This is a genomic window from Hymenobacter plasmatis (assembly GCF_020711255.1).
GTDB lineage: Bacteria > Bacteroidota > Bacteroidia > Cytophagales > Hymenobacteraceae > Hymenobacter.
Genome location: NZ_JAJFAW010000029.1, coordinates 1 through 17,203 on the forward strand (window position 1 = coordinate 1; position 17,203 = coordinate 17,203).

Genomic DNA, 17,203 nt, shown 5'->3' on the forward strand with positions numbered 1-17,203 from the left:
GAGCAGCTGCAGCGCAACATCATTGCCGGCCTGCCGGGCAGTGAAGAGAGCTTTACGCTGGCGCAGTTTCAGCAGGCCCTGGATGCCTACCGGGGCATCGATGCGGCCCAACTGCGCGCGCACCTGATTCTGTTTTTGCAGGCGGTGGTGCCCGTGGCCGAGGAAGTGGGCCTCCACCTGGCCATTCACCCCGACGACCCGCCGTATGCCATCCTGGGCCTGCCCCGGGTGGTGAGCACCGCGTCTGACGTGGCGGCCCTGGCCGAAGCCGTGCCCTCGCGCCACAACGGCCTGTGCTTTTGCACCGGCTCGTTCGGCGTGCGCCCCGACAACGACCTGCCCGCCATGGTGCGCCAGTTTGCCGACCGCATCCATTTCATTCACTTGCGCAGCACCCAGCGCGATGCCGACGGCAACTTCTACGAAGCCAACCACCTGGAAGGCGACGTGGACATGTACGCCGTCATGCGCGAGCTGGTGCAGGTGATGCGCCAGCGCCAGGTAAGCCTGCCCATGCGCCCCGACCACGGCCACCAAATGCTCGACGACCTGCACAAGCGCACCAACCCGGGCTATTCCGCCATCGGCCGCCTGCGGGGCTTGGCGGAGCTGCGCGGCCTGGAGTTAGGGATTTCGCGAGCTTTAGCCGAGCTAGTGTAAATAAGCTAAGCATGCCGGCTGCAGGATAGCAGAGGTAGCTAATAACGGTAAAGCTGGCTGGTTCCTTGTCTTGATATCAAGATTCCCAGGTTCACAAATAGTTGGTTAAACCTTGTCCGCTACTCGGTCCTGTTCACCCCAGACACGTGCAAAATCTGTCAGTAGCCTATCTGACGTCACCTGGATGTAGCGGCGAAAGGATTTGAAGTCTTTGTGCCCGGTGGCTTTCATAACATGAGCTAGCAGTTGAAACTGACGTGACGGTAGCCACTCGCACGGATTGGGTACAGCCTGGGGTACAAACATTCCGTAAAGCACACACGTGACTTCCGCATAGCAACAGGCGTCAGTACCAATAAAAGGCGTGTTTTTGATGGAATAGCAGGTGTTCTATAAGTTTTTTCTATAGTTGGATACGGTATTAGGTACTTGCGTCTCTGTTACAATAAAAAAGCCTCCTACATGGGAGGCTTTTTTATTTAAGTCGTGCGCTGAGCTGAAATCCCAGCTGCTGCGCCCAGCCCCGATTTGAATAGTACCACCAGCGCAGCTACCGGTAGCGGGCTTACGATAAAGTCCAGCAGGTGGCGGCTGAGGCGGTAGGCCCAGGCCGCGTTGCCGGTCAGCTTATTTAGCAGCACCATGGCCACATACATGGCCAGGGCGCCGGCATAGAGCCGTAGTGCCAGCCGCCACTGAGCCGGTGCGGGGAGCAGCAGGCGCAATAGCAGCAGGCAAATGCTGAGGTACAGAACTGCGTAGGTCGCCACCGCGGGCAGGAAGCGTTTCAGAATGCCACCATTTATTCCCTGCTGCAGGGCCTGGGCCTGGCGTTGCAAGCCCACGGCGGCCAGTGCTTTTTGCCAAAACAAGGTGAGTAGCTGCAGTATAGGCTCGTCGTAAATACCTATCAGAAACAACAGGATTACCAGTGCGCCCACGCTAGCCCAATAAGCGGTGCGCGCGGGTTTGGTTGGGCTAAAGCCAAGTTGTTCAAGCACGTGATTTTAGCTTTGGTTACACGTTAGAAAGCTGTGGGGCAGTGGGAACGGCCACCCGCTTGGCCCACAGCATCCACAAGCCAAAGATGAAGCCGTACACGATAAAGGTGAACGTGTAGTGGTGGTTGAAGTCTACCGACTGCTGGGCATAGTGATGATTGATGGCCAGGGCCGCCACCCGCAGCACGTTCAGGCACCAGATAAGCACCATGCCGGCGGGAATAAACCAAAGCTTGCGCTGCCAGGGGCCCGAAAAAGCAGCTACAAATCCACCAAACAGCGCATATAGCACCAAGCCGTTGCAGGGCGCGCCGATTATTACGGCCGGTTGCCCGCTCATCATCACCAGAGAGGCGTTCTGGGGGCTCACTGCCGCTTCAAAACCCAGCAGCCGTAGCAGCGCCACCCCGGCCGCTGTAATCTGATTGCACAAGGCTGCATCGAGCCGGCCGTCGGGGGCCAGCCATTGTTCGTAGCCAAAAAACCAAGCCAGAAATAAGGCTGCCGCAATCAGCAGGAACCGGTACAGGAGCCGGTTACCGGTCGGAGCGGGGCTGGCGGATGCAGTTGTGGGCATAAACTCCAAGGTAAGGGGACTGCAATTTCCAACAAAAAGCGGCTCCTCCTTCCGGAAGAGCCGCTCCTGGTCTGCATATTTATTGGGCTAAACTTTGCGCCGACGGTCGCGCAGGCGCTTTACGCCATAAGCCATACCGCTGGCCAGCAGCAGCGAGATGCCCCCATCAATTGGCACGGCCGTGGGGTCGGGAGGGGTGGCAGGTGTTGGGCCGCCTGTTGGTGGCTCACCTTGAGCTAATGCTAGTGCAGTAGTTGCCAAGACCAGCAATAGGCTCGGCAGCAGAGTTTTTAGAAAAAATGATTTCATACAAGAACGCTAAGGGTGCTAACTGAGGAGGCTGGTATAGCAAATATAGAAACAAAGATAGCCCGTAAATCCGGCTGGATTAGGTGCTTATTCTATATATAAGCAGGCTGGATACTCGACAACTACGCATACAGCGGGGAAGTAGTTTTGGCAGCGCCGCTGGACCGTAAATAAGTGCCGGAATAAAGCCCCGGCAAGGTAGTTGTGGCTGGTTTTAAAATGATGGTTGTGCCGGGTAAGGCCAAGGAAGTAGTGAAACCAGGCTGGGTGCTATGGTTGCTGCACCAAGCACGGCCTTGCTCAAGGCAAGCGTTGGGCAGAGAATGTCTTAGGGTGGGTTTCCGGTTTAGCCCAAGCAGGGCTGCTGCGTGGACATCGGGGCCAGCACGGCGGGTACAGCGGGCTTGTGCCTACCTTGCACATGTCGTTTTGCCCTGCCTATCCATGAATCCCGCTTCTGACGTACCGGTTCCGTCGGCCGGCCCCGCCGACTACCATCCCCTCATTCGCCAGGTTTTTGCCGAGATGGGCAAGGTGGTGGTAGGCCAGCAGCCGCTGCTCACGCGCCTGCTCATCGGCTTGTTTACCGGTGGGCACATCCTGCTCGAAGGCGTGCCGGGACTGGCCAAAACCCTCACCATCTCCACGCTGGCCAAGGTGCTGCACCTGAATTTCCAGCGCGTGCAGTTTACACCTGACCTGCTGCCGTCGGACCTTGTTGGAACCATGATTTACAACCAGAACCAGTCGGTGTTTGAGGTCAAGAAAGGACCGATTTTCGCCAACCTCGTGCTGGCCGATGAAATCAACCGCTCGCCGGCCAAGGTGCAGAGCGCCCTGCTCGAAGCCATGCAGGAAAAGCAGGTCACCATCGGCGAGACCACCTATCCGCTCGACCTGCCGTTTCTGGTGCTGGCCACCCAAAACCCCGTGGAGCAGGAGGGCACCTACCCGCTGCCCGAGGCCCAGGTTGACCGGTTTATGCTGAAGGTGCACGTCGATTACCTCAAGAAGGCCGACGAGTTGGAGGTGATGCGCCGCATGGCCAACCTCAGCTTTGTGGAAGACGTGCAGCCTGTGCTCACGGAAGCCGATATTTTCGGCATCCGGCAGCAAATCAACCAAGTACAGATTTCGGAAACGCTGGAGAAGTACCTGATTGAGCTGGTGTTTGCCACCCGCCGTCCGGCCGACTACGACCTGCCCGAGTTTGCGCAGGCCGTGCAGTTTGGGGCCAGCCCCCGGGCCAGCATTGCCCTGCACCGTGCCTCCAAGGCCGTGGCCTACCTCGAAGGCCGCGACTACGTGCTGCCCGAAGACATCAAAGAAGTAGCCGCCGACGTCCTCAACCACCGCATTCTGCTCACCTACGAAGCCGAAGCCGATGGCATCCGCACGCAGGATTTAATTGAAGCCATTTTACGCAAAGTGCCTATTAGCTAGGCAGGCGGCGGGTTCGTTTCTGCATTCTCATAAAAAAGGGCTAACCGTATGGTCAGCCCTTTTTCAATGAGGAAAATGCCAGGGGTTTTATTCTACCACCACGCGCTTTACCACCAAGTCGGAACCGGTGCTGAGCTGCAGCGAGTACACGCCGGGTGCCAGGCGGCTCACGTCAAAGTCGGCGGCGCCGTTGGCCGGGGAGAGGTTGAGCTGGCGCGTCTGCACCACCTGGCCCAAGGCATTGAGCAGCGTAGCCGAGGCCGCGCGCAGGCTACCAGCGGGCACGTTCAGGGTGAAGCGTTGGTGCGCCGGGTTGGGGTACACGGACACGGTAGCGGCCAGGGCCTCGTTGCGGGTGGCCGTTGCCACGCCGAGGGTTACATCAATTGCCAGCCGCGAATTGAGCGTGGAGGTGTTGATGTCCGTCCAGGTGGTGCCGGTGGTGGTGAAGAAGAACGTGCCGGCCCGCAGCGGCTCTTCCAGCTGGTAGGCCAGCCCAATATTTTCAGCTCCCACGGTTTTGATGCCTACGAAGAAGGGCCCGTTTACCGCAATGTTGGGCACCGTTACTACGTCAGTCACAACGGCGCCGGTGGCTGCCGAGGGGCGGGGCCGGGCCGGCGACGTGTACAGCACGGTGCCAGGCTGGCCGTTGGCGGCCGAATACACAAGCACCTGATACGTGGAGCCAGTCGTGGCCGCCCCCACGAACGTAGGCGTGACCGAAGTGACGGCCGCAGCTCCCGCGCTCCGGTAGCCTACTGCGATTACGCTGCCGGCGGAAGTTACGCCCGCCCCGCCGTCAAACGTCGTCCCGGAAATGTAGCTCAGCGAAGCTGTCGAAATGGTCTGGGTGAAGGTTTGGGAGTTGTTGGAGGCCAGGTCGTCGGCCGGAACCGTTACGGTGAGGGTATTGGTGCCGCTGGCGCCGGCCACGGGGTACGTGAAAGCCACGGTGGTCGAGGCGCCGGCGGCCAGCGTGGCCACGGTCTGCGTGTTGGTGTATGTGGTAGCGCCGCTCACCGTCAGGGTTACCGGCACGTTGGTCAGGGTAGCGGAGCCGGCGTTGGTTATCACGGCCTGCGCCGTCACGGGCGAGCCAAAGCTGCTCGATACCTTGCCCAGCGTGTACAGAACGGTTATGGCCGCGTCTTTGGGTGGCAGGTTCAGGATGCTGGCACAAATGGTAAAGGCGCCTTGCGTATCGCTGGAGCCAACCCCCGACACGAATACATAATACGTGGTGGCCGACGCCAGGCCCCGCAACTCCAAGGGTGGGGCGACGGCATTATTGGCTTGGCCCGACGAGCACCCCACCGATACAAACGGCCCGGCTGCGCCGCCCGTGCTGGAAAACACCCGCACCTGCCCCGCGGGGGCACCGGTAACGGTGATGGTGACGGCGGTGCTGCCTTGCTGGCCGCTCGCGGCAGTGGTGAACTTATACCACACGTCCTTGGGGTTGATGGCCACGCCGCAGCCCGGGTTGCTATACCCCGCGGGGTTCGTGGTGGTGGCGCCCACGTTGGTCCCGTTGGTGGGGGTGCAAGTGGCAGCCAGCGGCAGCGCAATGGCGCCGGCTGGGTCGTCGTTGGCAGGGGGAGGCGCAATGCCGCCGAGCGTAAAGCGGTAGGTGCGCCCGGCGTCTGGCAGGCCGTCTTTGCTTATGTTGTGCGCCTGTTGGCCGTAGTTCTGGTTGATGAAGGTGGTGCTGCTCCACGGGTCGGAGGGCACGCCTTTCAGCGCCAGCGTGACTTGGTTGGCGGCGGTGCTGCTGCCTTTCAGTCCCACGTTAGGAAAGCGGGTGCCCGCTGGGCTTGCCGAAGGCGTGGCCGTGCCGTACACAAACTCAATGTTGCTGTTCTCATACAGCTTGGCCTGGAAGCTGAAGTTGGCATACTGCGACGCCGCCCCGTTGGACACGCCGGCGGGGTCCGATTTGTCGCTCACGTTTTTCCACTGAATCGTGCACACCCGGTTGGGCGCCGTGCCCGTGGTTTGGACCCGATATTCAGCCGCGCTGGTGCCCGCCTGCAAATCGAAGTTGAAGGGCATTATCAAGTTGATGTCGGCCGCCCCAGCGGCGCCCCCGAGGGGGTCGACCCCGACACCGCCGCCAAAATTCTCGTAGTACAGCGCCGCCGTAGAAGGCGGGGTGCTGCCGAGCTTAATCAATCCATTAGTGTTGAGGATGAACTGCGTAAAGGCCGTGCCGTTGTAGTTAAACGTGAAGCCGATATTCTGGGCCGTGGAGTTGGCATCGTCGGCATTGGCCGTGGCGATAATGGTGCCATTGGTCCCCAGGTCTGTGTACGTCCCGGCCACATTCACGGCATTGGCCGCGCCATAGTTCAGGTTTTGGGCGTGCGCCGCAAAGGGCAGCAAGGCCAGCGGCAGCCACCGACTGGCTTTTTTCAGCCGGGCGAGTAAAGGTGTAAACATGAAAAGGAGGAAAAGTGGAGAATAGAAAGACCAGTGAACAGCAGTGAATAACCGATAAGCCCAGCCGCACCGCCGTGCGAAGGGCTGGTTCAAAGCCGTAAGCAAATTACTACATTAAAAGCCAAAGGCATAGCTGTACTATACCGTTATAAGGCGCTAGAAGCGAGAGCTAACGGGCCACGGCGGCTATCGACTGCAGCAAGGTGGCGGCATTTTCGGCCGGGTTGCAGTCGGCTACCGGCACGAACGTGCGGTCGGGCTCGCCGGGCCGTTGGGCTAGCCCATAGGTGTAGGTCTTGTCGTAGTAATCGAGCACCAGCTCCACCATTTGGGCGAAATCGCCGGCCTCGACCGCTGCCAAGGCTTGCTGGGTAGCCAGGCCACCCAGGCGTTTGTGCAGCCGCTCGATGGCCGCGGCCAGTTCCACCGGGTTTTCGGCGCCGTACTCGGCGGCCAGTTTGGCTACGCGGGCGGCGCGGGGCACCTCCAGCACCCAGCGCGGAGCCGTGCGCAGCTGCGCAAACAAGGCGGGCGGAATGGTGAGCCGGCCAATTTGCCGGCTTTCGTCTTCCACCCAGATGGGGGCATCGGTGGGCAGCGCCGCCAGGGCCGCCGCCAAGTTGTTCTCAAACTGCTCCTGGGTGGGCTGGACGGGCTGCCCAATGGCGCCAAAAGCCGAGCCCTTGTGGCTGGCAAGGCCTTCGAGGTCGAGCACCGGCTGGGTGGCCGAGGTGGCCGCCAGGGCGTGCAGCACGTCGGTTTTGCCGCTGCCGGTGAGGCCGCCCAGCACGCGCCACTGGCGCGGCGTGTCGAACGAAGCCAGTACTTCGCGGCGGTACTCCTTGTAGCCCTTGTCCAGCAGGTGCACCTTGAAGCCGGCCAGCTCCAGCAGCCACATCACCGCCCCGCTGCGCATGCCGCCGCGCCAGCAGTGCAGGCGCACTTCCTTGCCCTGAGCCAGCTTCTGGGCTTGTTTGGCCATCGCCGACATCTTCGGCCCAAAGAATTCCAGGCCCAGGTGCACGGCCCGCTCCTGGCTCACCTGCTTGTAGGTGGTGCCAATGCGGGCCCGTTCCTCATCGGTGAATAGCGGCAGGTTGAGCGCGCCCGGCACGTGGCCCTGCGCAAACTCAATGGGGGCCCGCACGTCGAGAATGGGGTAGGGCAGGGCCTGGAACTCGGCCAAAGAAAGACGGGGCATGGTTATAGGAAATGGTTAACAGTGAGCAATTGACAGTGAGTAGATGCAGTGGTCACTGTTAACTGCTCACCGTCAACTGATAACTGATTTAAGCTGACGCTTGTAAAGTTGAACGGTGTTTTCGAGGCCCAGGTAAATGGCATCGCACACCAGCGCATGGCCGATGCTTACTTCGGCCAGCTCGGGCAGTTGCTGCTTGAGCCAGGCCAGGTTGTCGAGGTCGAGGTCGTGGCCGGCGTTCACGCCCAGCCCAAGCTGGCCGGCGTGGGCGGCGGCGGCGCGGTAGGGCGCCACGGCCTGCTCCCGGTCGGTGAGGTATTGCCGGGCATATGCTTCAGTGTACAGCTCAATGCGGTCGGTGCCGGTTGTGGCGGCCGCTTCTACCAAGGCCAGGTCCGGGTCGAGGAAGATGCTGACGCGGCAGCCCAACGCCTTGAGCTCAGCCACAATATCTTGGAGGTAGTCCTGGTGCTTGATGACATCCCAGCCCGCGTTGGACGTGATGGCATCGGGGGCGTCGGGCACCAGCGTCACCTGCTCGGGGCGCACTTCGCGCACTAGGTCCAGGAAATCGGGTGTGGGGTTGCCTTCCACGTTCAGCTCCGTGGTCACGATGGCCTTCAGGTCGCGGACGTCCTGGTAGCGGATGTGGCGCTCGTCGGGCCGCGGGTGCACGGTGATGCCTTCGGCGCCAAACTGCTCAATGTCACGCGCTGCCTGCAGGATATCTGGCCGGTTGTGGCCCCGGGCGTTGCGCAGGGTGGCCAGTTTGTTGATGTTGACGCTGAGCTTGGTCACGGGTGGTTCGGGTATGGAGTGGGAGGAGAGGGCAAAAGCACAACAGTTCAGAAAGGTCCGCTGGTTTTAACTTCCGCGGTGCTGGGCTTACGCTTGCGGGCCGGCTGCCGTAGCTTCGGGGCGAAATTACGCCCACCACGGCCCCCGCTCCGAAGCGCTGCGCGCCGTGGGCCCGTATACCTTGGCCAACCTCAGCAATTTGCCGCTGCGGCTGGCCTGCTGCCACATTCTTTCCCGCACTAACCCGCCAACCCACCACCTTATGCTAAAAGACACCATCGACGCCGCCATCAAGCAAGCCATGCTGGCCAAAGACAAAGTGCGCCTCACCACCCTGCGCAGCATCAAATCGCAGATTATGCTGGCCGAAACCGCCGAAGGAGCCCACGGCGCCGCCCTCACCCCCGAGGCCGAGCTCAAACTGCTCAACAAAGCCGCCAAGCAGCGCCGCGATGCCGCCGCCATTTACAAGGAGCAGTTCCGCTCCGAGCTGGAAGAAAACGAGCTGGCCGAGCTGGCCATCATCGAAGAATTCCTGCCCCAGCAGCTCTCCGAAGCCGATTTGGTGGAGCGCCTCGTGCACATCATCCAGCGCGTAGGCGCCCAGGGCCCTTCCGACTTGGGCAAGGTGATGGGCGTAGCCGCCCGCGAACTCTCGGGCCAGGCCGACGGCAAGCGCATTTCCGATGTGCTCAGCCATTTGCTCAACAATACCAACCTGTAATAAATGAGGAATTGGGAATAAGGAATGAAAAATTAGTCATTGGGCTAATTCGTCATTCCTCATTCCCAATTCCTCATTCAACAATATGACTGCCCTCGATATTCTGCTCCTGCTTCCCTTGGGCATTGGGGCTGTGAAGGGCTACCGGCGCGGACTGGTGCTGGAGGTGGTGTCGCTGTTGGCATTCGTGCTGGCCGTGGTAGGCGGGCTGAGTTTGCTGTCGGCCGCCGTGCCGCTGGTGCGGCACTACGTGGGCAGCGCCTTTGGCATGCTGCCGCTGGTGTCGTTTGCGCTGGTGTTTGTGGCCATTATGTGGGGCGTGCACTTGCTGGGCGGCCTGCTCAAAACGGCGGTGCACCTCACCCCGCTGGGCGTACTCGACAACTTGCTGGGCGCCGCCGCCGGGGTCATCAAATGGGTGGTGGGGCTGAGCTTGCTGCTGCACGGCACCGGGCTGGCGGGGCTGCACTTGTTGTCGCCGGGCCTCGTGGCCGGCTCCCAGGTGTTACCCATTGTGCAGCAGGCCACTCCGCTGGCGCTGCAGCTCACCGGCTACGTGCTGCCCTTCGCCCAGGATTTGCTGGTGCGAATGCGCTCGGCGTTTGTAAAAAGCTAAGCGCTAAAGTTGGGCTAAAAAGAACTCCGGGCGCGAGTGCTTTTTAGCCCAACTTTCGTTTCCCGTTGTGATATGCGTTTGCTGCTGCTCGACAATTTTGATTCCTTCACCTTCACCCTGGCCGACTACCTGCGTCAGCTGGGCGCCGAGGTGCTGGTGCGCCGCAACGACGTGCCGTTAGTTGAGCTGGAGCGGATTGAGTTCGATGGCATCGTGCTTTCGCCGGGGCCCGGCACGCCGGCCCAGGCGGGGGTGATGCCCGCGGTGATACAAGCCTTTTACCAGCGCCTGCCCATGCTGGGCGTGTGCCTGGGCCACCAGGCGTTGGGCCAGTTCTTTGGGGCCCGCGTGGTGCGGGCGGCGCGGCCCATGCACGGCAAAGTAGCCCAGATGCTTTGCGATACTACCGAGCCGCTTTTTGCCGGGTTGCCGGCCACGCAGTGGGTCACGCGCTACCACTCGCTCATTGTCAGCGAGCCGCTGCCGGCCGAGCTTTTGGCCCTGGCCCATACCACCGGCCCCACTCCCGAACTCATGGCCTTGCGCCACCGCACGTTACCGCTTTACGGCGTCCAGTTTCACCCCGAGGCCCTGCTTACTCCCCACGGGTTGGCAATTTTGGCCAATTGGCTCCATTGTTGTATCATTGCCAAAACGCCGGGATTTGACGAGAAACGAGATGGAATTGCGCCGCCAGCACCAGCAAGGGTATGAATACGTAGACGAAGGCCACGGCCCGGTGCTGCTGTTGCTCCATGGCCTGTTTGGTGCCCTGAGCAACTGGCAGGAAGTGGTGCGCGAGTTCGCGCCCGACCACCGCGTCCTCATCCCGCTGCTGCCTGTGTATGACATGCCGTTGAGCCAAGCCGGCGTGCCCGGTCTGGTAAAGTATGTCGAAGGCTTCGTAGCCGCCCTCGGCCTGCCGTCAGACTTCACCGTGCTCGGCAATTCCCTGGGCGGGCACGTGGCGCTGGTATACACCCTTACCAACGCCCAGCGCGTCAACCGCTTGGTGCTCACGGGCAGCAGCGGGCTGTTTGAAAACAGCATGGGGGCTTCGTTTCCCAAGCGCGGCAACTACGCTTACGTGCAGGAGCGGGTCGGCTTTACCTTCTACGACCCTACCGTCGCGACCCAGGAATTGGTGGATGAGGTGTTCAACGTCACCAACTCCAATTCCAAATGCCTCCGCATCATTGCCATTGCCCGCTCTGCGCAACGCCATAATCTGAGCAAGGAGCTGGCCAAAATCACGGTGCCCGTGCTGCTAGTGTGGGGCCTGAACGATACGATTACGCCGCCGCCCGTGGCCCACGAGTTTGCCCGCTTGTTGCCGCACGCCGAATTGCGTTTTCTCGACCACTGCTGCCACGCGCCCATGATGGAGCGCCCCGCCGGCTTCAATGCCTATCTGCGGCGGTTTTTGCGTACAACCGAAACGGCCCCCGCCGTCGCTGCCTAGAAAGCCGGTTATCATTCTGCCGACTCCGCTGTTGTTCTCTACTATCCTGCCACTCCCGCGTGGTCTTTATGCCTTTCCACTATCCTTTCCACCAAGCCCGCTGCTATCTCTTCGACATTCATAATCAATAAGAATATGCCCGCCCTGCTCGCCGAAGACTTACTCAACGAAATGATTCCGCCTCTGAAGGGCACCGATTCGGCGGGCAAAGCAGCGCGCTGGCTCGATGAGTTTCACGTGGCCCAACTGCCCGTGCTCGACAACCGCCACTACCGTGGCCTCGTCACCGAAGCCGACCTGGCGGACTACGAAGACCCCGAAACTCTGCTCTCCGAGCTGCAGCTGGGCTATGCCGACGCGTATGTGCGCCCCGACCAGCACTTTTACCGGGTGATGGAGCTGGCCATTGAAAATAAAATCCAACTGGTGCCCGTTGTGGATGAGCGCCAGGAATACGCCGGGGTCGTGACCATCGCCGATGCGCTCGCCGCCTTTGGGCAGCAGCCGGCCGGTGGCCAGGGCGGCATCATTGTGCTCAGCATGGAGGAACGGGATTATTCCCTCACCCAAATCAGCCGCTACGTAGAGGAAAACAACGCCAAAATCGTCAGTGCCCTCGTGGCTCAGGACGAAGTGGACCCCTACCGCATTCGGCTCACCCTCAAGCTCAACACCGACAACCTTTCCCGCATCACGGCTACGCTGGAGCGGTTTGGCTACGTTGTAACGGCTCAATTTAACGGCACGGCCGTGGCCAACGAAGATGAGCAGGAACGCTACGACGCCCTCCTGCGGTACCTGAGCGTCTAATATCGGGTGCTGGGAATTCTCTTGTCACTAGGGGTGCTGTTGGCCAGTGTGGGCGTTGGGCTGGCTCCGCCCGATACCTTGCCCAAGGCGCTGCGCCCGGTAGTGGCCCCGGCCGATACCTTGGTGCGCATCGTGCCCTGCCCGGGAATAGCGCGCGCGGTGGTTGGTACCATTCTTTTTGGGGGCAATGCCGTTACCAAAGAGCGCATCCTGCGAGCTGAGCTGGATTTTCACGAAGGCGATACCCTTGACCTAGCCGACCTACCCGCCCGCCTCGAGGCCAACCGTAGCCGGTTGTTCAACCTGCAACTGTTTCACGCCGTGGTGGTGCAATCCAGTTGCGCGGGTAGTCGGCTCATTATCGTGTTCGGCGTGCAGGAGCGGTGGTACACCTTCCCGGTGCCCATCCTCTCGCTGGCCGACCGCAACCTGCGCTCCTGGAGCGAGCGCACTGACCGCTGGCGCCGCGTCGACTACGGCGTACACGTAGTGCGCAATAACTTCAGGGGGCGCAACGAGCAGGTTATCGCCAACCTCCAGCTGGGCTTCAACCGCAAGTATGAGCTATTCTATGAAGCCCCGGGCTTGGGCACCCACCGTCGCATCGGCCTTGGGGTAGGGGCGTCCTTCTACCAGAGCCGCACCGTCGATTACATCACGCGGGCCGACCGCCTGGTGCCGTTAGCTTCCGACGACGGCTTTCCGATTCAACGATTTTACGCCACGGCCGGGCTGCGCTTTCGCCATACAGTTCAGTTTCTCACCGCCTTCGATGCTTCTTATCATCGCGAGCGCATCGCGGATTCCATCAACTATTACAACCCCAACTATTACCAAGGCCGCACCCAGCGCGAGTTCCTCGACCTAACCCTTACCAGCACCCGCAACCAGCGCAACACCTTTGCCTACCCGCTCACCGGGCAGTATGCCCAGGCTCGCCTCACGCACCGTGTTTTTTTGGATGGTGCCACGCCCAGCCTCACCACCCTGCGCCTGAGCTACGCCCGTTACCTGGCGCTGGGCCACGGGTTTTACTACACCGCCGGCCTCAGCGGTCAGGCCCGCCTCACCCGCCGCCTTGCCTATGCCGACACCCGGGCGCTGGGCTACGAGGACCTGGTGCGGGGCTACGATGAGTACGTCATCGACGGGCGGCACTACGGGTTGCTGCAGCAAGGCCTGTCTTACCGGCTGTTTCATCCCGAGCCCATTCGGGTGCAGTCCCTCGGCAACCCTAAAATCAATACCATCCCGTTAGCGCTCTACTTGAATATCTTTGCTGATGCCGGCTACGTTGCCGCGCCCAGCACTTTACTCCAAAACCGCTTGCCCAACCATCTGCTCAGCGCTATTGGCCTCGGGCTTCACTTAGTTACTTACTACGACCGGGTGTTTACCGCCGAATATACCTTGAACGGGTTGGGCCAAACCGGCTACTTTTTTCGAGCGGAGTTCCCGATTTAACGCTTTTGGCGGGCATTGACGGTTATTTATTTGTTACGTATTCCTATCCCAGGTGACGTAATTCGCTTCCCTTATCCGCATGAAAATCGCCATTCTCGGCAAGCCGTTCGACGACGAAGCCGCCCCGGCCATTCAGGCATTGCTCGACGACTTGGCCGCGCGCCGGGCCGAAGTGCGCATTGGCGAAGCCTTCCGCACCTTCCTCGACAACCGCCTGCGCCTGCCCGAGGGCACCACCGAATTCCGCCGGGGCGATTCGCTACGCGGGGTCCAGTTCGTCCTGAGCATTGGCGGCGACGGCACCCTGCTCGACACCGTCACCTACGTCGGGAGCCTTCAAATCCCGATTCTGGGCATTCATACCGGGCGGCTGGGCTTCCTCGCCACCATCACGCCCGACCGCATTGCCCAGGCCATCGATGCCTTGTATAAAGGCCATTTCAATATCGAGGAGCGTAGCCTGATACGCGTGGATACCGACCCCGACGTTTTTGGTCAGCTCAACTTTGGCCTGAACGAATTCAGCGTTCTTAAGCGCGACACTTCGTCCATGATTGTCGTTCATACGTACATCGACGGCGAATATCTCAATTCGTATTGGGCTGATGGGCTCGTAGTAGCCACTCCCACAGGCTCTACCGGTTACTCGCTCAGCTGTGGAGGTCCGGTTATGCTGCCCCAGACCAACAATTTTATCATAGCTCCCGTATGTCCCCACAATTTGAACGTGCGTCCTCTTGTGGTGTCAGACCGAAGCGTGATTTCCTTTGAGATTGAAGGCCGTAGCACCAGCTACATGCTTTCGCTCGATTCCCGCTCCCTGCCTGTAGAGGCCTCCGTCCAGATTGCCGTTCGCCGCGAAGCCTTCAATGCCCGCCTTGTAAAACTCAACCATGTAAACTTCCTCAGTACCTTGCGCAGCAAGCTAAACTGGGGCCTTGACCGCCGTAATCCCTCTGGAATTCAATTGTAATTCGGCAATTTCTTATTGAAAAGATATTAGAAAGTTTTTTTAGTTCCTGTTAACGCCTACTTTTGTCACTGTCTGAAACTGCGCACTTTCTGCGCTGCTTACAATACCCGAACTTCGCATCATCATTTTAGCTGCCTTATGAAAAATATTTTCACGTATTCTACGGCCTTTGTGCTCGGTTTGGCCTTGGTGGCTACACCGGATGCCGATGCCCAGCAGTTTAGTAAGCGGAAGCAGTATAACTCCGTGGGCTTCAGCCTTAACGCTGTGAACTATTTCGGCGATGTAACGCCTACCACGAGCTTCACCAGCCTCCGCTTTGGCGCGACGCGCGTAGGTGCTGGTGTTTCTATCACCCGTCGTTTTTACCCGCGTCTTTCAGGCCGGTTCGGCCTTAGCTACGGCCGCATCACAGGCGATGATAACCTGGCCGCTGATGAGCAAGGTTCGGATTCCAGATTCCGCTACAACCGGAACATGAGCTTTCGCAACGATTTGTTTGAAGCTTCTGCAGTTGCAATTTTTGACCTGATCGAAAACCGCAACAACTACCTCAAGCGCCCGGACTTTGTGCCGTATGTATTCGCAGGCGTTGCCGGCTTCTACAACAATCCGAAAGGACTGGTGGGAAAAAACACCTTGGGCCTGTCCGAGGGCCAATACATTGCCTTGGCAGACTTGAAGACCGAAGGGCAAGCTTCCGCTTATAGCAAAACCCAAATTTCGATTCCCTTTGGTGGTGGTATTCGCTACCGCATCAACCGGAACTTTGACGCCAGCTTGGAAATCGGATGGCGCAAAACGTTTACCGACTACATCGATGACGTAGGTGGTAAATTTGCTCCTGTGTCGGCTTTGTCTACACCTGCTGCTCAATACTTTGGGCACTTTATCACCAGAGACCGTACCAATTTCCCCGGCTTTGACGCTCCTGGTGAGATACGTGGCGACAAAGGCAATAAGACCGACTGGTACATCGTTACCGGTGTGACGTTGAACTACATTTTGACGCCCCGCATCAAGAACCCCAAGTTCCGCTAGCCTACCTTGCTGGCTGATTTTTTACTCTACAGTCAGTTTGAATGACGAAGTCAGTTTTCCAAAGCGCACTCCTCGTTTGCCTCATGCAAGCGGGGAGTGCGTTTTTTTGTGCAGATGCTACCGCTCAAAGCACGAGTGAGTTAGGGATAGGAATTGGCGCTACCAATTACCGTGGGGAAATTTCTCCTAACTATCAATTGAAGAATAATCGGCCTGCATTTACGGCCTTCTATCGGCGGGATGTATCGGTGCCCATTACCCTGCGTGGGGCTTTTACAGCGGGCTTACTGCGCGCGGCCGACGACAACGTCACCGGTGTGAATGGCGGCGTGCCGCCGTTGCAGAATTACCGGCAGGCAAATACGAAGGGAAGCCTGTTGGAGGCATCGGCGGTGATGGAGTATAACTTCATGGACTATCACCTCCGCACGAACAAGATTCATTTTACGCCTTACTTGTTCGTGGGGGTTGCCGCATTTTATGCCAATACCACCACGGTAACCAATAATGCGTTGCTCGGCGAAGCGTTCAATCGGAAGGGCTCAATGTTGGGTTTTGCCATACCGGCAGGGGCAGGAATCAAGTATGCGCTTTCACAACACATCAATCTTGGTTTGGAGGCGGGTGTCCGCAAAGCATTCACGGACAATCTGGACCATCTGTCTGACCAAGACCCGCTCTTGGTAAATCCTCATGACCAAGACTGGTACTATTACAGCGGGGTAAGCTTGTCTTATACTTTCTATAAAATCCTCTGCCCCGACCAATATAAAAACAACGAACACCTACTGAAGTAGTAGGCGTCTTGGAGTAATGGCAGGTGAACAGGGGAGAATGGCCCAATCCTGTGGTTTGTTCTCTCCTCTTCCTCGGCTGCTAAATGCAACCATTTCCGTAACTTGCGGGCTCTTTTAGCGAAACCGCAAGAATGACCGGCAAGGCCGAAATAGATACTCATAATATTCCTGCCCACGTGGCTGTTATCATGGATGGTAACGGGCGCTGGGCCAAGCAGCGGGGCGGCTTGCGCGTGTTTGGGCATCAAAGCGCCATCACCGCCGTGCGCGAGACTGTGGAAGAAGCGGCCGAACTCGGCGTGCGCTACCTGACGCTTTATGCCTTCTCGACGGAAAACTGGAACCGGCCTGCCTTGGAGGTAATGGCCTTGATGCAGTTGCTGGTGCATACTATCCGCCAGGAAACGGCTACGTTGCTCAAAAACAGCATTCGTTTAGAAGCCATTGGCGATATCAGCACCCTGCCTAGTAACTGCCAGCGGGAGTTGGCCGAAGCCATGGAGCTGACCAAAGACGGTACCCGCATGACCCTGGTGCTAGCCTTGAGCTACAGCGGTCGTTGGGACTTGACCCAAGCGGCCAAGCGGATGGCCATCGATGTGGCCAGCGGCCAGCTCAAGCCCGCCGATGTAACGGAAGCTACCGTGGCAAGCTACTTGGTAACAGCCAAAATGCCCGACCCGGAACTGCTGATTCGTACTAGTGGTGAGCAGCGCATTAGTAACTTCTTGCTCTGGCAATTAGCTTACACAGAGCTTTATATCACCGATTTGTTGTGGCCGGACTTCCGGAAACAGCATTTTCAGGAGGCCATTCGGGCCTATCAGCGCCGGGAGCGGCGATTTGGCAAAACCAGTGAGCAAATCGCTGTATCTTAATTTTTTG

18 protein-coding genes are annotated in these 17,203 nt (G+C 59.2%); 12 read left to right on the top strand and 6 right to left on the bottom strand.

The genetic code is table 11. The features are described 5' to 3' along the window. A partial coding sequence (uxuA, locus tag LJ738_RS18030) for a mannonate dehydratase (protein WP_227787758.1) occupies positions 1–660 on the top strand: 660 nt, incomplete at its 5' end. A gap of 479 nt (positions 661–1,139) precedes the next feature. On the opposite strand, the gene LJ738_RS18035 is transcribed toward uxuA, so the two are convergent. From LJ738_RS18035 to LJ738_RS18045, 3 genes are all read right to left on the bottom strand, one after another. Then, positions 1,140–1,661, bottom strand: coding sequence for an XrtX-associated membrane protein (locus LJ738_RS18035; RefSeq protein WP_227787759.1), 522 nt, complete (start codon positions 1,659–1,661; stop codon positions 1,140–1,142). A 16-nt stretch (positions 1,662–1,677) separates the two neighbouring features. Then, positions 1,678–2,238 carry an exosortase X gene (gene xrtX, locus LJ738_RS18040; RefSeq protein WP_227787760.1) on the bottom strand — a complete coding sequence of 187 codons (561 nt, stop codon included), beginning with the start codon at positions 2,236–2,238 and terminating at the stop codon, positions 1,678–1,680. Between the two features lie 87 nt (positions 2,239–2,325). After that, on the bottom strand, positions 2,326–2,547 hold the full coding sequence (locus LJ738_RS18045; protein WP_227787761.1) for a PID-CTERM protein-sorting domain-containing protein: 222 nt from the start codon (positions 2,545–2,547) through the stop codon (positions 2,326–2,328). Between the two features lie 444 nt (positions 2,548–2,991). Here LJ738_RS18045 and LJ738_RS18050 point away from each other — a divergent pair, with 444 nt between their 5' ends. Next, the gene (locus LJ738_RS18050; RefSeq protein WP_227787762.1) at positions 2,992–3,990 is read left to right on the top strand and encodes an AAA family ATPase; all 999 of its coding nucleotides are present in this window, start codon (positions 2,992–2,994) and stop codon (positions 3,988–3,990) included. Positions 3,991–4,077: 87 nt separating this feature from the next. Here the strand turns inward: LJ738_RS18050 and LJ738_RS18055 are convergent, their stop codons facing one another. The 3 genes from LJ738_RS18055 to LJ738_RS18065 all read right to left on the bottom strand — a co-directional run bounded on the left by LJ738_RS18055 (position 4,078) and on the right by LJ738_RS18065 (position 8,431). Further along, positions 4,078–6,432 (bottom strand): T9SS type A sorting domain-containing protein, encoded by a 2,355-nt coding sequence (locus LJ738_RS18055; RefSeq protein WP_227787763.1) that lies wholly within the window; start codon positions 6,430–6,432, stop codon positions 4,078–4,080. Positions 6,433–6,601: 169 nt separating this feature from the next. Further along, positions 6,602–7,633 carry a tRNA 2-selenouridine(34) synthase MnmH gene (mnmH, locus tag LJ738_RS18060; RefSeq protein WP_227787764.1) on the bottom strand — a complete coding sequence of 344 codons (1,032 nt, stop codon included), beginning with the start codon at positions 7,631–7,633 and terminating at the stop codon, positions 6,602–6,604. A gap of 72 nt (positions 7,634–7,705) precedes the next feature. Continuing rightward, positions 7,706–8,431, bottom strand: coding sequence for a pyridoxine 5'-phosphate synthase (locus LJ738_RS18065; protein ID WP_227787765.1), 726 nt, complete (start codon positions 8,429–8,431; stop codon positions 7,706–7,708). A gap of 262 nt (positions 8,432–8,693) precedes the next feature. Here LJ738_RS18065 and LJ738_RS18070 point away from each other — a divergent pair, with 262 nt between their 5' ends. The 10 genes from LJ738_RS18070 (at position 8,694) to uppS (ending at position 17,196) form a co-directional block, all read left to right on the top strand. After that, the gene (locus tag LJ738_RS18070) at positions 8,694–9,155 is read left to right on the top strand and encodes a GatB/YqeY domain-containing protein (RefSeq protein ID WP_068189393.1); all 462 of its coding nucleotides are present in this window, start codon (positions 8,694–8,696) and stop codon (positions 9,153–9,155) included. A gap of 85 nt (positions 9,156–9,240) precedes the next feature. Next, entirely contained in the window at positions 9,241–9,771 is a 531-nt protein-coding gene (locus LJ738_RS18075) for a CvpA family protein (protein ID WP_227787766.1), read from the top strand. A 72-nt stretch (positions 9,772–9,843) separates the two neighbouring features. Continuing rightward, the gene (locus tag LJ738_RS18080; RefSeq protein WP_227787767.1) at positions 9,844–10,485 is read left to right on the top strand and encodes an anthranilate synthase component II; all 642 of its coding nucleotides are present in this window, start codon (positions 9,844–9,846) and stop codon (positions 10,483–10,485) included. Next, positions 10,451–11,233 (top strand): alpha/beta fold hydrolase, encoded by a 783-nt coding sequence (locus tag LJ738_RS18085; protein WP_227787768.1) that lies wholly within the window; start codon positions 10,451–10,453, stop codon positions 11,231–11,233. Before LJ738_RS18080 ends, LJ738_RS18085 begins: the two co-directional genes overlap by 35 nt. A 135-nt stretch (positions 11,234–11,368) precedes the next feature. Next, positions 11,369–12,043, top strand: a complete 675-nt coding sequence (locus LJ738_RS18090) for a CBS domain-containing protein (protein ID WP_068189375.1) — start codon at positions 11,369–11,371, stop codon at positions 12,041–12,043. 33 nt (positions 12,044–12,076) lie between these two features. Further along, complete coding sequence (locus tag LJ738_RS18095) at positions 12,077–13,507, top strand: POTRA domain-containing protein (RefSeq protein WP_227787769.1); 1,431 nt, start codon at positions 12,077–12,079, stop codon at positions 13,505–13,507. 79 nt (positions 13,508–13,586) lie between these two features. Continuing rightward, positions 13,587–14,480 (top strand): NAD kinase, encoded by an 894-nt coding sequence (locus LJ738_RS18100; RefSeq protein WP_068189361.1) that lies wholly within the window; start codon positions 13,587–13,589, stop codon positions 14,478–14,480. A 138-nt stretch (positions 14,481–14,618) separates the two neighbouring features. Next, positions 14,619–15,521, top strand: a complete 903-nt coding sequence (locus LJ738_RS18105; RefSeq protein WP_227787770.1) for a DUF6089 family protein — start codon at positions 14,619–14,621, stop codon at positions 15,519–15,521. A 41-nt stretch (positions 15,522–15,562) separates the two neighbouring features. Next, a complete protein-coding gene (gene porG, locus LJ738_RS18110) occupies positions 15,563–16,318 on the top strand; it encodes a type IX secretion system protein PorG (protein ID WP_227787771.1) in 756 nt (251 codons plus the stop codon). Between the two features lie 131 nt (positions 16,319–16,449). After that, the gene (gene uppS, locus LJ738_RS18115; protein WP_227787772.1) at positions 16,450–17,196 is read left to right on the top strand and encodes an undecaprenyl pyrophosphate synthase; all 747 of its coding nucleotides are present in this window, start codon (positions 16,450–16,452) and stop codon (positions 17,194–17,196) included. Positions 17,197–17,203 lie beyond the last annotated feature (7 nt).

Bases quoted from the DNA above. Each gene is read 5' to 3' on its own strand.
- xrtX (WP_227787760.1), bottom strand. From the start codon at position 2,238: ATGCCCACAACTGCATCCGCCAGCCCCGCTCCGACCGGTAACCGGCTC.
- LJ738_RS18045 (WP_227787761.1), bottom strand. From the start codon at position 2,547: ATGAAATCATTTTTTCTAAAAACTCTGCTGCCGAGCCTATTGCTGGTC.
- LJ738_RS18050 (WP_227787762.1), top strand. From the start codon at position 2,992: ATGAATCCCGCTTCTGACGTACCGGTTCCGTCGGCCGGCCCCGCCGAC.
- LJ738_RS18055 (WP_227787763.1), bottom strand. From the start codon at position 6,432: ATGTTTACACCTTTACTCGCCCGGCTGAAAAAAGCCAGTCGGTGGCTG.
- mnmH (WP_227787764.1), bottom strand. From the start codon at position 7,633: ATGCCCCGTCTTTCTTTGGCCGAGTTCCAGGCCCTGCCCTACCCCATT.
- LJ738_RS18070 (WP_068189393.1), top strand. From the start codon at position 8,694: ATGCTAAAAGACACCATCGACGCCGCCATCAAGCAAGCCATGCTGGCC.
- LJ738_RS18075 (WP_227787766.1), top strand. From the start codon at position 9,241: ATGACTGCCCTCGATATTCTGCTCCTGCTTCCCTTGGGCATTGGGGCT.
- LJ738_RS18080 (WP_227787767.1), top strand. From the start codon at position 9,844: ATGCGTTTGCTGCTGCTCGACAATTTTGATTCCTTCACCTTCACCCTG.
- LJ738_RS18085 (WP_227787768.1), top strand. From the start codon at position 10,451: ATGGAATTGCGCCGCCAGCACCAGCAAGGGTATGAATACGTAGACGAA.
- LJ738_RS18090 (WP_068189375.1), top strand. From the start codon at position 11,369: ATGCCCGCCCTGCTCGCCGAAGACTTACTCAACGAAATGATTCCGCCT.
- LJ738_RS18100 (WP_068189361.1), top strand. From the start codon at position 13,587: ATGAAAATCGCCATTCTCGGCAAGCCGTTCGACGACGAAGCCGCCCCG.
- LJ738_RS18105 (WP_227787770.1), top strand. From the start codon at position 14,619: ATGAAAAATATTTTCACGTATTCTACGGCCTTTGTGCTCGGTTTGGCC.
- porG (WP_227787771.1), top strand. From the start codon at position 15,563: ATGACGAAGTCAGTTTTCCAAAGCGCACTCCTCGTTTGCCTCATGCAA.
- uppS (WP_227787772.1), top strand. From the start codon at position 16,450: ATGACCGGCAAGGCCGAAATAGATACTCATAATATTCCTGCCCACGTG.